Consider the following 13,063-nt stretch of genomic DNA (forward strand, 5'->3'; position numbering starts at 1 on the left):
TGCAAGGCTTGCAGCAGCGCGATAAGCCGATTCTGCACCAGCAAGATCGCCCTGCGCCTGACGCAAAGTGCCGAGCATCTGCGCCTTTTGCCAGCCTTGCGGGTCAAGCCGCCACGCCTCGTTCGCCGCAGAGAGGGCCGCTTCAGGATGTGACGCGGCCATTGCTTCCGCTTGGAAAAGCGCATCATCTGACGCCTTCAGCCGCACCATCGCTTCGCGCAGGCCCGCACAGGCGGCAGCGCTGGCCACCCATTGTGTGGCCTTGATCGACGTCCGCTCTGCCGGTGTCAGCCCGGCTTCTGTGTCAATCAGAGCGGAACTTGCCCGCAATCTTGCCCCCATTGGCCCGGAAATCGCGGTGACATGATCATCCGCTGCCACCATCTGGCGAAACGGCGGATGATCGGCGCTGCGCCCGCCCCGAACCCGTTCGTCCAGCACCAGATGGGCAAGCGAGGCGGTCTCTCGATGACAGGTCTGCACCTCAGGCGCCCACACGGGTGCCGCAAACCGCGCCGCAACATGGTTCAGCGCCGTATCTTCGGCGACTTTGACACCAGTACGGAACGCGCCAACCAGTGCCAGCAGATGCCGCGCATAGGATTGACCATACAACGACACGTCCTGAACTGGCGTCGAGGGGTGCCTTGTGGAATACCGCAATCGGTTCGCCGAAACTCCGGCGAGGCTGGAGCCTTCCGCCTCGATCACCGCCGTGGCAACCGATTGCGCCCCGGCCCGGTGCCACTGCAGCCGCCCCGAAACCCAGCCGGGCCGGGCCATGCAATCACCCGCCAAGAACGCAATCCACGGCGCGCGCGACACATCCACCCCGATGTTGCGGGCCGCCCCCACGTACATCGGCACCTCGACCGAAATCAGGCGCACCTGATTCAGAACCGGGGCGAGAACCCGCTCCGGTGCGCCACCGCCGGTGTTCACCACCACGATTTCTGCCGCCTCATCCTGCTCCAACACTGACCGGACGGCTGCCAGTAACCCCGACTGCGCCCGAAATCCGATCACCACCACCGCCAGATCCGCCGTGGCGACGCGGTGCCCGGAAACACAGTCTGCCGGTCCATTCACCCAGCGCCGCCACTGCGCATCGGGCGCGGCAAAGTCTGCGTGTGGCCGTTCAACCGCATGCGTCAGCGCAGATATGACCGGCCCGTCAGGCACCATTCCTTGCAGGGTCGCCAGATCGCCAGCCGCCTCGGATCTACGGCTCTGGCCCACCAGCGCGCTGATCCTGATCAGCCGCGCGTGCAGATCATCCGGCTCCGCTTTCAACGCCTCGTCAGCTGCGCCCAACGCATCAGCCCATGCCCTCGCCATCAACGCCAGCCGTGCCGACACGAACGGCAGATCCCCGTCTTCCGGGCTGTCCTTGCGCAGGTCGTTCACCAGATGATGCGCCTGCGCTTGCCCAAGTTGCCGCGTAAGCGCTGCAACGCGGGTCAGCTTCACCTCGAACGGGTCCGGCAGGGCTTGGCCGATCTGGCCCGGGTCGGGCGCCCAAAGCCCGTGGTCTTCCTTGAAGGGCGGCGAAAAGCCGCGTGCGGGGTCAACGCGTTCCAACACCATTCCGCGCTCGTCATCCAGATAATCATAGCCCATCGCCTGAAACCTTCGCTCAGGGTCGGCCATGGCATAAAGCGCGCGCCGCATCTTGCGCCGCACCGGCGAGGCCATGCGCAGGTGATACAGGTTGATCTTTGCCAACCGCCGTTGAAAACCGCCGTCGTCGGCCACCCAGGATCCGTGCAGCCCGATCGTCAGCCCTCCGACCGCAGCAGCCAGCGGGAACAGCCGCATTAGCCGCTTTGCCCCCCAAAGCCCATCTGTCCGCACATGATGCTCATCGAACACTTCAAGCAATGAAAAGACCCAGAGACTGTCCCGCCCCTGTGCCAGCATTTCCGGCATCCGAACGGCCAGCCTGTCCTCGAACCGCTCATCCGGGTCCACCGCCAGAATCCAGTCAGCCCCCAGACGCCGCGCTTCGGCCAGCAGCGCATTGCGCCGTGCGGGTTCGTCCGACAGGGCGCTGCCAGCGGCACGATCATCCCAAGCTACAAAGCCATGTACCGACGGTTTGATGTTCTCCAGCAGGTCAGGCACCAGATGCGCATCGTATCGGTATGAAAACACAGCCAGAACAAGCGGTTCCCCGGGCGATGGCGTGCGAAACAACTGATGTTCAAGCATTTGCCCGCCACTTTGCGTCAATCACCCTGCCCGGAATGCTAAGCAAGCCTGCGCAGGGCGCAAGCCTCTATCTGGCAGCCGCAGTTGACCCCGGCCAGACGCGCCGCTAATCCAACACCAGACAGCACCCCGACAAAGCGAGCATGCCTTGGCCATTCATCTGCACATCTCCGATCTGCCTGACGGCCTGAGCCTTGGGCCGGTTGTCGCGATCGACACCGAAACCATGGGTCTTGACCCGCGTCGTGACCGGCTTTGTGTGGTGCAGCTTTCGGATGGGTCGGGGTCCGCGCATCTGGTACAAATCCTGCAAGGCCAGACCACCGCGCCAAACCTGGAGCGGCTGTTGGCTGACCCAGCCATACTGAAACTGTTTCACTTTGGCCGCTTTGACATTGCCGCGCTCAAGCGCGCGTTTGGTGTCACTACGCAGCCCGTTTGGTGCACCAAGATTGCGTCCAAACTGATCCGCACCTTCACTGACCGGCATGGGCTGAAGTACCTGCTGGCCGATCTGGTGGGGGTCGATGTGTCGAAACAGCAGCAGACCTCTGACTGGGGCGCCGCCCAGCTTACCGACGCGCAAAAGGAATACGCGGCCTCGGACGTGCTCTATCTGCATTCGCTGAAGGCGGAACTTGAAGCGCGGCTGATCCGTGAAAACCGGCTCGAACTCGCGCAGAAGTGCTTTGATTTTCTGCCGACGCGGGCGGAACTTGACCTCCTCGGGTGGGAGGACACGAATGACATCTTCACCCATTGACCAAAAGAGCGCCATCCTGACAACCGACTTCCTGACCACAGGGCGTCGCGTCATTCGGCGCGAAGCGGATGCGCTGACCATGCTCGCCGATGCACTGGGCGACAGCTTTGGTCAGGCGGTCGATCTGTTGATGGCCGCGTCCGGGCGGGTGATCGTGTCCGGCATGGGCAAATCCGGCCATATCGCCCGCAAGATCGCCGCCACTTTCGCCTCAACCGGAACGCCCGCGCATTTCGTGCATCCCGCCGAGGCCAGCCACGGCGATCTGGGGATGGTGGCCAAGGGCGACGTCCTGATCGTTCTTTCAAACTCGGGCGAGACGTCGGAACTTGCCGATCTGATCGCCCATTCCCGTCGCTTTGGCATTCCAATGATCGGCGTTGCCGCGCGTGATGGCTCGACCCTGCTGCGCCAGTCCGATGTGGCAATTCTGCTGCCCGACGCGCCCGAAGCCTGCGAAACCGGCATCGTTCCCACCACATCGACCACCATGACCCTTGCCCTTGGCGATGCCTTGGCCATTGCACTGATGGAACACCGCGCCTTTACGCCTGACCATTTCCGCATGTTCCACCCCGGCGGCAAGCTTGGGGCGCGGCTGCTCAGAGTGCGCGATCTGATGCATGACGATCCGCCTTTGGTAAGTGAGGCCACCCCGATGAGCGAGGTGTTGCTGACCATCACCCAAAGGGGCTTTGGCGTGGTTGGCGTAACCGGCGCGGATGGCCTGCTGACCGGGATCATCACTGACGGCGACCTGCGGCGGCATATGGACGGGCTATTGGCCCTGTCTGCTGGGCAAGTGATGACCCGTGCCCCGCGCACCATCAGCCCGGACGCCCTTGCCGGTGAAGCACTGGCCGCAATGAACGACCGCAAGATTACCTGCCTTCTGGTAACTGGCCCCGACCCGATGCGCGCCATTGGCGTAGTGCATATCCATGATTGCCTGCGGGCAGGCGTGGCGTGACCGCGATGGCCCGGATCGACACCCATTCCCGTGTGGTGGCCTGGCTGAAGATCGCGCTGCCGCTTGTCGCACTGGCGCTTTTGTCCAGCCTTTTCATGCTGGCGGACCAGATCAATCCCAATGACGCCTTGTCCGAAGCCACAGTTGACGTCGAAGACCGCGCCCGTGCCCCGCGAATGACACAACCCACCTATGCCGGCATCACGTCCGACGGCGCGGCGCTGACCCTCACTGCCACCGAGGCCCGCCCCGCATCGGAGACAACGAAAGCGGTCGCGCTGGGCCTGGCGCTCACCCTCGACACCCCGGATGGCGGGCGCAACAAGCTTTCCGCCAAGACGGCGGTCATCGACAGCGTCAACCGCAACCTGCACCTGTCCGGCGGGGTCGAGATGACTACCTCGACAGGCTACAGCCTTGTCACCGAAGGCATCACCGCCAATCTTGATCGAACCGGGCTGCAAAGCTCCGGGAAGGTTGCCGCAGAAGGCCCTGCCGGGGATATCATTGCCGACAACGTGACCCTCAGTCAGGACAACCAGACCCCCGGTGCCTATCTTCTTGTTTTCAAGGGTGGCGTTAAACTGATATACCAACCCGGCGGGTGACCCGCCTGCAAAAGGCTCTGAACATGACATTTTCCCTTCGCAAACTGGTTCTTGTGGCCGCTTTCGGCGCGCTTGCCACCGGGGCGTTTGCGCAACAGGCGAAGGTCGCTTTTGGCGGGCTGAAGCAGGACACCACGCTGCCGGTTGAGGTTCAGGCCGATCAGCTGTCCGTAAACAACGCCGATGGCACTGCAATCTTCAGTGGCAATGTCCTTGTCGGCCAGGGCGAAATGCGGATTTCGGCCGCCGAGGTGAAGGTCAAATACGGTGCCGACGGCAAGTCTATCGATCAGTTGCTGGCGACCGGCGGCGTGACGATCAGCAACCTTGCCGACGCGGCAGAGGCCCGCGAAGCGATCTACACCATCGCCAGCGGAATTGTGGTGATGACCGGCGATGTGCTGCTGACGCAGGGCCCATCCGCAATTGCCGGGCAGAAACTGACCATTGACCTCAAGGCCGGAACCGGAACGATGGAGGGCCGGGTTTCCACCACTTTCGTGCCTGGTGGCAATTGATGGCGGCCACCCGCCCCGAGCTGAGCGTGACAGACGGCGACGCAGGACTTCAGATCCGCTCGTTGCGAAAAAGCTACAAGAAGCGCCCGGTGATCCACGACGTGTCGATGGACCTGCGCCGCGGCGAGGTTGTGGCCCTGCTTGGGCCGAACGGATCGGGCAAGACCACCTGCTTTTATGCCATCGCGGGCCTTGTCACGCCTGAGGGCGGGCAGGTCCTGATCGATGGGCGCGATGTCACCATGCTGCCGATGTATCGCCGTGCGCGGCTGGGCATCGGCTATCTGCCGCAGGAAGTGTCGATCTTCCGTGGCCTTAGTGTGGAGGACAACATTCTTGCCGTGCTCGAAATCGCTGTCCCGGACAGGCACAAGCGGCGCGAACGGCTGGAAGAATTGCTAAGCGAGTTTTCCATCACCCATTTGCGCAGGACCCCGGCTTTGGCACTGTCGGGCGGCGAACGTCGCCGGGTGGAAATTGCCCGCTGCCTCGCGGCAGACCCGAAGTACCTCCTGTTGGACGAGCCATTTGCCGGGGTAGACCCGATCGCGGTGGGGGAAATCCGCCATCTTGTTCATGATCTGAAATCGCGCGGCATCGGTGTGCTGATCACCGATCATAACGTACGGGAAACGCTGGATATTGTTGATCGGGCCTACATTCTGCATGACGGCAAGGTGCTGATGTCGGGCACTACCGACGAAGTGGTGCGCGACGAAACGGTCCGCCGCGTCTATCTGGGCGAGAATTTCCGCATCATCTGACACTGCCGTCAAAGCGACTCGGTTGACAAGCAGCACCAGCCTGTCGCCAAATACCCTCAATGCGTGCGTTCTTTTCCCAGATGCAGTTGTGTCAAGCAGCGGTCTCGCCGACCTGCCCCGGAAAAGCTACGCAACGTCATTTCACGACATCGCTGGACGACCCCGCAGCGCCCGCATGATGCGCGCGTTTCGGTCAAGATGAGGAGTTACCATGCGCTATCAGATCAGTGGAAAACAGATCGACATCGGCGAAGCTCTCCAGACCCATGTGAAGGCGGAACTTGGCGAAGTCATTGAGAAGTATGCCCAACGCCCCACCGAATGCGTTGTCGTGTTTTCCCGCGTCGCGCATGAACATGTCTGCGAAACCGTCATCCATCTGTCCACCGGACTGACTGCGCAGGCCAAGGGCCACGCGCCTGAAATCTATGCCGCCTTCGAATCCTGCCGCGAAAAGATGGACAAGCAGCTGCGCCGCTACAAGCGGCGGATTCGAAACCATCACAATCACCGCATAGTGCCAGTTGAATTCAGCGAAAGCGCCACGTATATCCTCGCCGGATCCGAGGACGTCGAGGATGCTGAGCCTGATACGCTCCAGCCCATCGTGATCGCCGAGATGGAGACGAAGATTCCTTCGATCACCGTCGGCGAAGCCGTGATGCAGCTGGAACTGGCAGGGCAGCGCATGCTGGTGTTCCGGAACGAAGGACATGGTGGCGTGAATGTCGTATACCGTCGGGATGACGGAAATATCGGCTGGATCGACCCCCGCAACAGCAAGTAACACGCGCTCACTATTGCGCAGGATCATCGCCCACCCATGGAACTTTCGAAGCTACTGATCCCAGGTGCCGTTCGGCTCGTCGGGCAATTCACTTCTAAAAAGCGGCTGTTCCAGGAACTGGGCGAGATCGCGGCGCAGGCCTATGGCCTTAGCGCCGCAGTCGCGATTGATGGTTTGCAGGAACGCGAAAGCCTTGGCCCAACCGGTGTGGGCCATGGCATCGCCCTGCCGCATGCGCGGCTGGAAGATCTGAACAAGATCATCGGGGTGTTCATTCGGCTGGAAAAGCCGCTGGATTATGACAGCGTTGACCGTCAGCCCGTCGACCTTGTCTTTGGCCTGTTTGCGCCAAAAGATTCGGGCGTCGATCACCTAAAGGCGCTGGCGCTGGTGTCGCGGACAATGCGTGATCAGGCGATCGTCACCAAGCTGCGCGCCAATGCAGATCCATCAAAGCTGCACGCGATCCTGACCGAAAGCCGCGCCCCGCAGGCCGCCTGACGCGTCAGGCCTTCCAACGCCCAAAGCCAAAGCCCACGTAATCACGCGGATAGGCAGCCGCCGCCGCGTCCTCCAACGCATCAGAGTGGATGGCCAGCAACGCCGCTGCCGCCGTCGTGTCGCGCCGCACCGTCTTGGGTGCATCGATGCCAATTTCCCCAGCCAGAAAGGCCAGACCTTCGGTTAGCCGGTCTTCGCGGATGACCATATCCGGCGTCTGAAACCCGGCAAAGCCCTGCAACACGGCCGTCTGGCTGGCCCAGTGCGCGTCAACCCGCAGTCCGGTTTGCCCGGCAACAGACAGCTTTACATAGGTCAGGAATACCAGAAACGCGGCCCGCTCCGTTTCGGCATCGGCAAAGGGCTGGCCGGGATCGGGAAGAACAGCCTTATACGCGCGGATCAAGGTCTGGCGGTATGCGGCCAGTTTCCCGGACACGATCATTTCCCTGAACGCCACATGTGCCCGCAACAACGGATGCCGGATCACGGTAAAGCTGCGCTGCCCAATGTTGGCACGTTTCCATTGGCGCAGGGTCTTTTGCTCGAACCCGTCAAGCAATCCGCCGCGCCCGATCGCTGCAAGCCAGTCTCTGACCTCTGCATCCGGTGCCGAACGAACCGGGAAGAACACGAGCGGCGCATCCGCGGCGGCCACCACGGCGGGAATGGCGGCTGACCTGCGCGGCTCGAAATTCGGGGTGCGCGCCAGATTGAAACGGTCCAGACGCGCCAGAGCTGCCGGAATGTCTTCGGGGTTGGTGATCTTGGCCTCGACCGATCCCGGATTTTGCTTCTTGATCGTGTCATCCACGGTCTTCAGACGGGCTTCGACGCCTAGAAAAGCTGCAAGGCCGTTCAGCACCGCAACCGACTGCAAATCCTCATAATCGATGTAGAACGCCGATTGGCCAGCGGCCTGCAATCGGTTCAACAGGGTTACCTGAAAGTCCTGAATGGCCATCAGATGCGCCTCGAACTCCGCCGCATCAAAGCGCCCTTTCGCGGCCTTCAGCCGCTTCGCATCCGTCATCTTCCATTGCCCGGTCGCTTGCGCGATTTTCCAGCTGAGGTAGCTGTCCAACGGATTGCGGGTGAGAATGATCTTGGCGCAGCCTGCGTCGCCGATGACATGGTCCAGCACACGCACGTCATGGTCGTGGAAGAACCGGAACCCCGATAGCCCGTCGGTCACGTCCCGCAGTTGGTGGAGCAATTGGATCGGGTCTGCCTCACGCTCCTCAATCGTGATGCCCAAAAGCTCTGTCTGATCTTTCTTCCCCATGAAATGCGGGTTGAAAACCTCGCCGTAGCTGGTCACGCCGTCGAGGGCATTCAGATTGGCTTCAAGAAAGTTCGAACCGGTTCGCATTTCTGCGAAAAGCACAAAGCTGCTGAACTGCCCTGTCACCACGGCTTACTTGACCACATAGGGCTTGGCCAGGCGCGGGCTGGGTGCGGGCAAAGTGGGGTTGGTCACAAAATCCCCCATCAGTACCGGCTGCATGCCCTGGTTTCTGAGGTTCTGCAGGAATTGCCCAAACCCCGTCATGTCGACCAGACGAGGCACCTCTGTCAGGCGGTTTGACGCCCGCGGGTTCAGTTCGTCCACGATGGATTGCAACACCTCCATCGGGGTTTCCAGGAATTCCGCCAAAGTCCAGACCCGTACGCGCGCCTTCACTTCCGGCCCGGTCAACAAGGCCAGAAACTCCGCCTCGATCCTCTGCAAGCGTGCCGTTTCGGCCCGGATATCACCGAAATTCCGGTTGGACCGGAACAGCGGCACCGAAAACGCCCCCGACACGACCGAAATGCTGGCATTCGGATCGGCGGCCAGGAAGGTCGAGATGTCCTGCACATCTGCTGGACCGAACTGGAATGACTGCCGCTCTCCCCGCGTGTTCCAGATCAGGCTGGTCAGGAAGCTGCGCGGATTGTAGTCGCGCAAGGTGGCACTGTCTGACAGGCACCCGGAATAGACCGTTTCACTGTCGGGGAAATGCACGCGATCCGGCGCGAACAGATGCCCGTGCGTGCGCGTGTCCGAAACCTTGCTCAGCCAGGATTCATAGTTCTCGAACAGTTCGGAAAACCCTTGAAACACCGAATAGGGCACTGCCGACCGGTTTCCGCCCCGGCTATCGGTCGGGAACCGGCTTTGCATGTACAGGCCCGGTCGCCCCCGAGTGCGCCGCTCGGCCGCCTTGGCAAACAGGCGATCGATCTTGCCGGGATTGCGCTCTGACCGCTGCCCTGCGGCTGGGTCGGCCGTCAGGAATGCGTCGTACAGCCGTTCCGCCTGCGGCCAGATCTTTCGCGCGACAAAGGCATCCGATTTGCGCAGCAATTGCAGATGGTCGTCATAGAAAATGTGCGGACGGCCCTGAAAGTCGAATTTCGACAGGGTCAGCGACCGGCTTTCCACCCGCGTCGACACCCGGCGAATCAGGGTCTGGAAATAGCTCTCGTCCGGAATCCAGACATGTTTGAAGTACCGGTCCATTTCCGCGCGATCCGGCGCTTCGAGGATCGCCGACAGCGATTGCCGCGTAAGGCACCACCACTGGCTGCCAAGATGCGGCACGATCGACGCCGGCACCTTGCGCTTGATCCCCAGTTTCCGCTGCAAGCTTACGTATTTGTCGAATAGTCCCCGTTGCTTGCGCCAGGAAAACGGAAAGCGCAGCGTGAAACGCTCACGGTCCAGGCCGCCGATGGTCCAGCCAACATCAGATGTTGTGACACTTTCGATGAAATCCGTTTGCGGATTTGCGTCCAGAAACGTGCGCAACTCCGCCACCGGGCGCAGAGGCAGGCACGACCCCGAGGCGAGGAAGACATGCCGAACCTCCGGAAATTCGGCAAGCATCAGGGTCGACGCGGCCTGCGTGGCCTGCAACAGCCCCCAGGTTCCCCATTCACACTGGTAACGGGGCGCGAACCGGATATTGCCAAGATCTTCCAGCGAGGCAGTCAGCCCGCGAAGGTTGCTTTCGGAGACCCGGCTGTCCACATGTACCACAACCGGGCAGCCTTGCTCGGCCCAGAACCGGGCCACCTGTCCGGCGCGCTCCAGTGCTGTATGGCACAACATGACAAATCCGAGTGTCACGCCCAGTTTCCCTTCGACATCAGGCCCAAAATCTCCAGCTGTCGCCAATTAATATACTTTTCGCTCCATTTGCACCACATATCGCGTTCTTGCGTAAGCCCGGTACGATAGGAACGGTACTCATGACTGTCAGCGTAGTGCTGGCCCCTGCGCATTTCCTCTTCCGCCTTCGCCGCGAACGTATCGAGGAATTTGGCATGCAACAAACAGCCCGACGGCTTTTCCCCGCCCGATTCATCATAGGCAAGGTTCAATCCGCGTGGCAGCATCATGTGGGTCGAACTGACATAGGCAAATCCGGGATCCCACTTCACCAGTGGAATCTTGTTCATCGCGGGCGACTTCGCCGGTTGGTCGGTAAAGTACAGGCGCGCGCGCGGACCACCTTGAATCCAAAGATTATTGTACGTCCCGTTGCGGTTAATCGTGTAGTTGCCGCTGTCGAAGAACTCCGCAATCTCGAACGGGTTTTGGCCGGGATGATAGGGCTGCCCTTGCATCGATCCCTTTGGGTACATGTCCAGAAGCATCGATGCAAACGCCCGCGTTGACGAGGAATCCAGCCAATCGGTCAACGCCCGCAACGGCCGTGTCTCGCAGAACGGGTAGATCAGGAATTCATCCACATCCACAGTCAGGCACCAGTTGCCAGACCCATAGCGACGCAATAGGTGCATGATCCAGTCCATGCCGAACCGCGACTGCTTGTAGCCTTTGTTGGTCGACCACAACGAGACGTCGGGCTGGTCTGCCAGGAATTCTCTGGTCCCGTCATCGGACCCGTTATCGACGATCACGAAATGATCGACGCCGATGTTGCGGTAATACTCCAGAAAGTAGGGTAGCCGGACGCTTTCGTTTCGCATCGTTGAAAACAGCAAGATCGGCTGCGGCCGCACATTACCCATCCGGTTCATCACGCTGGTCAATTGCCTGCGCTTTACGAAAGCACGCGCCAGAAGGCGTTTGCGCCGCCACCTCAACCGATAGGACGAGATCATTCCCATATCTGGCGCCCGTCACACAACGTCATCGTTGACCCAAGCCTAGCCCGGAAGTGTTGATGAAGACTTGCAGATCTGGTTACACCAAACCGCCTGATCTGGTTTTCGGCCATCTTCGGCACGATTCCGCCCGCATTGGCCGCACCGCCAGGGAAGAAGCCTCGCATTTCCGCAGCGTTTTCCCAGTTCCCGGTCACAGCCATCCACCTCGGGACATCATCCCCAGCGCCTCCATCTGCCGCCACCCGGTAAACCGGGTGGACGCCGCGCAGTGCAACACCGGGTCCGCGACAAGACGGTCGTAATAGGCTTTGTACTGGGTAGCGTCCGCAAAATGCTCGGCCCGCGCCTGTTCGGTCTGGGATCGTGGAATGATCGTGGGCAGAAACTTTGTGTGCAACAGAACGCCCGACAAGGCTTCGCCGCCATTCACCTCGTAAACCTGATTCAACTTGGCCGGCAAAAGCGAGTGGGTGGAGTTAAGATAGACATATCGCCGGTTCCAGCGAACCAGCGGTGTCTTGTTCAACGTCGGCGCACGTCGCGGCGCATCGGCAAAGAACGCCCGCGCCCGCGCCCCACCTTGAATCCACAGATTGCGCAGCTTCGGTTGCACCTGAACGATGTAATTGCCGGAATCGAACCAGCACAGGCTGTCAAACGGGGTGCCTTGCGGGTCATGCTCAGCCGTCGAAACCGACCCCTCAGGGTACATATCGACGGTCAGCGCGCCGAAAGACTCGCGGCAATGGGCGTCCAGCAAAGCAGTCAGCGCACGAAGTGGCCGGGTCTCCCAGTAGGGATAGATCAGGATTTCGTCGGCATCCAGGGTCAGGCACCAATGCCCGTGCCCGTGGCGAAACTGCAGCCAGGTCAACCAGTCCATCCCGAACCGCCCGGCCTTATAGCTGCTGCCGGTCGACCAAACCGACACATCCGGCTGGTCCTGCAGGAACTCCTTGGTGCCATCCGTGCTGCCGTTGTCGACGAATAGAAAGTGGTCAACGCCGATGCCCCGATGGTGCGCCACGAAATACGGCAACCGGTCACGCTCGTTACGGACGGAGGCAAAGCACAGGATGTCACCGGTACGGATCAGCTTGGTGCGGTTTGCCGCCGCCGCCAGTTCGCGGCGCTTACGGATCGCCCGCACCAACAGCGAACGCCTGCGCAGTCGCAGCCGATAAGCAGCCCAGAGCAATGCCAACGACGCCGCAGGGTGCGTCATTTCCCCGATTGCCCAGACACTCGGTTCTTGACCCTTATGCTGCGCCACAGCAACCACCGCTTATTGTGCTGCCTTTTGCATCGCCATGATATCATTGAGATATGCGCCAAACTCGCCGCACAGATCCGGCCGTGCCAGACCAAAGGCCACCGTCGCCTGCAGAAACCCGATCTTCGATCCGCAATCATAGCGCTGCCCGTCGAACAGCAGCCCATAGACCCCAGCCTTGCCCTTCGCCTCGGCGGCAATGGCATCGGTCAACTGAATTTCGCCACCAACGCCTTGCTTCATGCGGTTCAGGTTGGTCAGAATCTTCGGCGTCAGGATGTAGCGACCGATCACGGCCAGGTTCGACGGCGCATCCTTTGCCTTGGGCTTTTCCACCATCCCCTGCACCTTGACGATAGCACCCATTTCCTTCGACACATCCAGAACGCCATAGCTGGAAATCTTCTCCGGCGGCACTTCCATTGCGGCGACCATACAGCCGCCGGTTTCCTGATAGGCTTCGACCATCTGCAGCAGGCAGGGACGCTCGGCAGCGATCACGTCATCGGGCAACAGCACGGCAAAGGGTTCATTGCCGATCAGGCG

Annotated in this window: 13 protein-coding genes; 7 read left to right on the forward strand and 6 right to left on the reverse strand. The window is 61.0% G+C overall.

Translation table 11 applies throughout. The features are described from left to right. Positions 1-2,211: glycosyltransferase family A protein (locus RMO18_RS16440; RefSeq protein ID WP_309667362.1), on the reverse strand; the 2,211-nt coding region annotated here is incomplete at its 3' end. 148 nt (positions 2,212-2,359) lie between these two features. Between RMO18_RS16440 and RMO18_RS16445 the strand changes: the two genes are divergently transcribed. The 7 genes from RMO18_RS16445 to RMO18_RS16475 all read left to right on the forward strand — a co-directional run bounded on the left by RMO18_RS16445 (position 2,360) and on the right by RMO18_RS16475 (position 7,122). After that, positions 2,360-2,974, forward strand: coding sequence for a ribonuclease H-like domain-containing protein (locus RMO18_RS16445; RefSeq protein WP_309667364.1), 615 nt, complete (start codon positions 2,360-2,362; stop codon positions 2,972-2,974). Continuing rightward, complete coding sequence (locus RMO18_RS16450; RefSeq protein WP_309667365.1) at positions 2,955-3,944, forward strand: KpsF/GutQ family sugar-phosphate isomerase; 990 nt, start codon at positions 2,955-2,957, stop codon at positions 3,942-3,944. Before RMO18_RS16445 ends, RMO18_RS16450 begins: the two co-directional genes overlap by 20 nt. Before the next feature lie 5 nt (positions 3,945-3,949). Then, the gene (locus tag RMO18_RS16455; protein ID WP_309667377.1) at positions 3,950-4,552 is read left to right on the forward strand and encodes a hypothetical protein; all 603 of its coding nucleotides are present in this window, start codon (positions 3,950-3,952) and stop codon (positions 4,550-4,552) included. 23 nt (positions 4,553-4,575) lie between these two features. Next, the gene (locus tag RMO18_RS16460) at positions 4,576-5,070 is read left to right on the forward strand and encodes an LptA/OstA family protein (protein WP_309667366.1); all 495 of its coding nucleotides are present in this window, start codon (positions 4,576-4,578) and stop codon (positions 5,068-5,070) included. Then, positions 5,070-5,834 carry an LPS export ABC transporter ATP-binding protein gene (gene lptB, locus RMO18_RS16465; RefSeq protein ID WP_309667367.1) on the forward strand — a complete coding sequence of 255 codons (765 nt, stop codon included), beginning with the start codon at positions 5,070-5,072 and terminating at the stop codon, positions 5,832-5,834. The genes RMO18_RS16460 and lptB overlap by 1 nt, the downstream gene beginning before the upstream one ends. Before the next feature lie 211 nt (positions 5,835-6,045). Further along, complete coding sequence (gene hpf / locus RMO18_RS16470) at positions 6,046-6,621, forward strand: ribosome hibernation-promoting factor, HPF/YfiA family (RefSeq protein ID WP_309667368.1); 576 nt, start codon at positions 6,046-6,048, stop codon at positions 6,619-6,621. 36 nt (positions 6,622-6,657) lie between these two features. Further along, entirely contained in the window at positions 6,658-7,122 is a 465-nt protein-coding gene (locus RMO18_RS16475; protein WP_309667370.1) for a PTS sugar transporter subunit IIA, read from the forward strand. A 4-nt stretch (positions 7,123-7,126) separates the two neighbouring features. Here RMO18_RS16475 and RMO18_RS16480 read toward each other — a convergent pair whose 3' ends face one another. The 5 genes from RMO18_RS16480 to RMO18_RS16500 form a co-directional block, all read right to left on the reverse strand. After that, on the reverse strand, positions 7,127-8,494 hold the full coding sequence (locus RMO18_RS16480; protein ID WP_309667372.1) for a nodulation protein NodH: 1,368 nt from the start codon (positions 8,492-8,494) through the stop codon (positions 7,127-7,129). Between the two features lie 45 nt (positions 8,495-8,539). Next, positions 8,540-10,237: a beta-1,6-N-acetylglucosaminyltransferase gene (locus tag RMO18_RS16485; protein ID WP_309667373.1), complete on the reverse strand. Its 1,698-nt coding sequence runs from the start codon at positions 10,235-10,237 to the stop codon at positions 8,540-8,542. Then, positions 10,234-11,244 (reverse strand): glycosyltransferase family 2 protein, encoded by a 1,011-nt coding sequence (locus RMO18_RS16490; protein ID WP_309667374.1) that lies wholly within the window; start codon positions 11,242-11,244, stop codon positions 10,234-10,236. The genes RMO18_RS16485 and RMO18_RS16490 overlap by 4 nt, the downstream gene beginning before the upstream one ends. A 190-nt stretch (positions 11,245-11,434) precedes the next feature. Continuing rightward, positions 11,435-12,469 carry a glycosyltransferase family 2 protein gene (locus RMO18_RS16495; RefSeq protein ID WP_309667375.1) on the reverse strand — a complete coding sequence of 345 codons (1,035 nt, stop codon included), beginning with the start codon at positions 12,467-12,469 and terminating at the stop codon, positions 11,435-11,437. A gap of 60 nt (positions 12,470-12,529) precedes the next feature. After that, positions 12,530-13,063 (reverse strand): sugar phosphate nucleotidyltransferase (locus tag RMO18_RS16500; RefSeq protein ID WP_309667376.1); only part of this gene is annotated, 534 nt, incomplete at its 5' end.

It is taken from the genome of Tabrizicola sp. (assembly GCF_031377265.1).
Lineage (GTDB): Bacteria > Pseudomonadota > Alphaproteobacteria > Rhodobacterales > Rhodobacteraceae > JAUYQR01.

Excerpts from the sequence above, each read along its gene's own strand:
- RMO18_RS16460 (WP_309667366.1), top strand. The coding sequence starts at position 4,576 with ATGACATTTTCCCTTCGCAAACTGGTTCTTGTGGCCGCTTTCGGCGCG.
- lptB (WP_309667367.1), top strand. The coding sequence starts at position 5,070 with ATGGCGGCCACCCGCCCCGAGCTGAGCGTGACAGACGGCGACGCAGGA.
- RMO18_RS16490 (WP_309667374.1), bottom strand. The coding sequence starts at position 11,244 with ATGGGAATGATCTCGTCCTATCGGTTGAGGTGGCGGCGCAAACGCCTT.
- RMO18_RS16480 (WP_309667372.1), bottom strand. The coding sequence starts at position 8,494 with ATGCGAACCGGTTCGAACTTTCTTGAAGCCAATCTGAATGCCCTCGAC.
- RMO18_RS16455 (WP_309667377.1), top strand. The coding sequence starts at position 3,950 with ATGGCCCGGATCGACACCCATTCCCGTGTGGTGGCCTGGCTGAAGATC.
- RMO18_RS16475 (WP_309667370.1), top strand. The coding sequence starts at position 6,658 with ATGGAACTTTCGAAGCTACTGATCCCAGGTGCCGTTCGGCTCGTCGGG.
- hpf (WP_309667368.1), top strand. The coding sequence starts at position 6,046 with ATGCGCTATCAGATCAGTGGAAAACAGATCGACATCGGCGAAGCTCTC.
- RMO18_RS16450 (WP_309667365.1), top strand. The coding sequence starts at position 2,955 with ATGACATCTTCACCCATTGACCAAAAGAGCGCCATCCTGACAACCGAC.
- RMO18_RS16495 (WP_309667375.1), bottom strand. The coding sequence starts at position 12,469 with ATGACGCACCCTGCGGCGTCGTTGGCATTGCTCTGGGCTGCTTATCGG.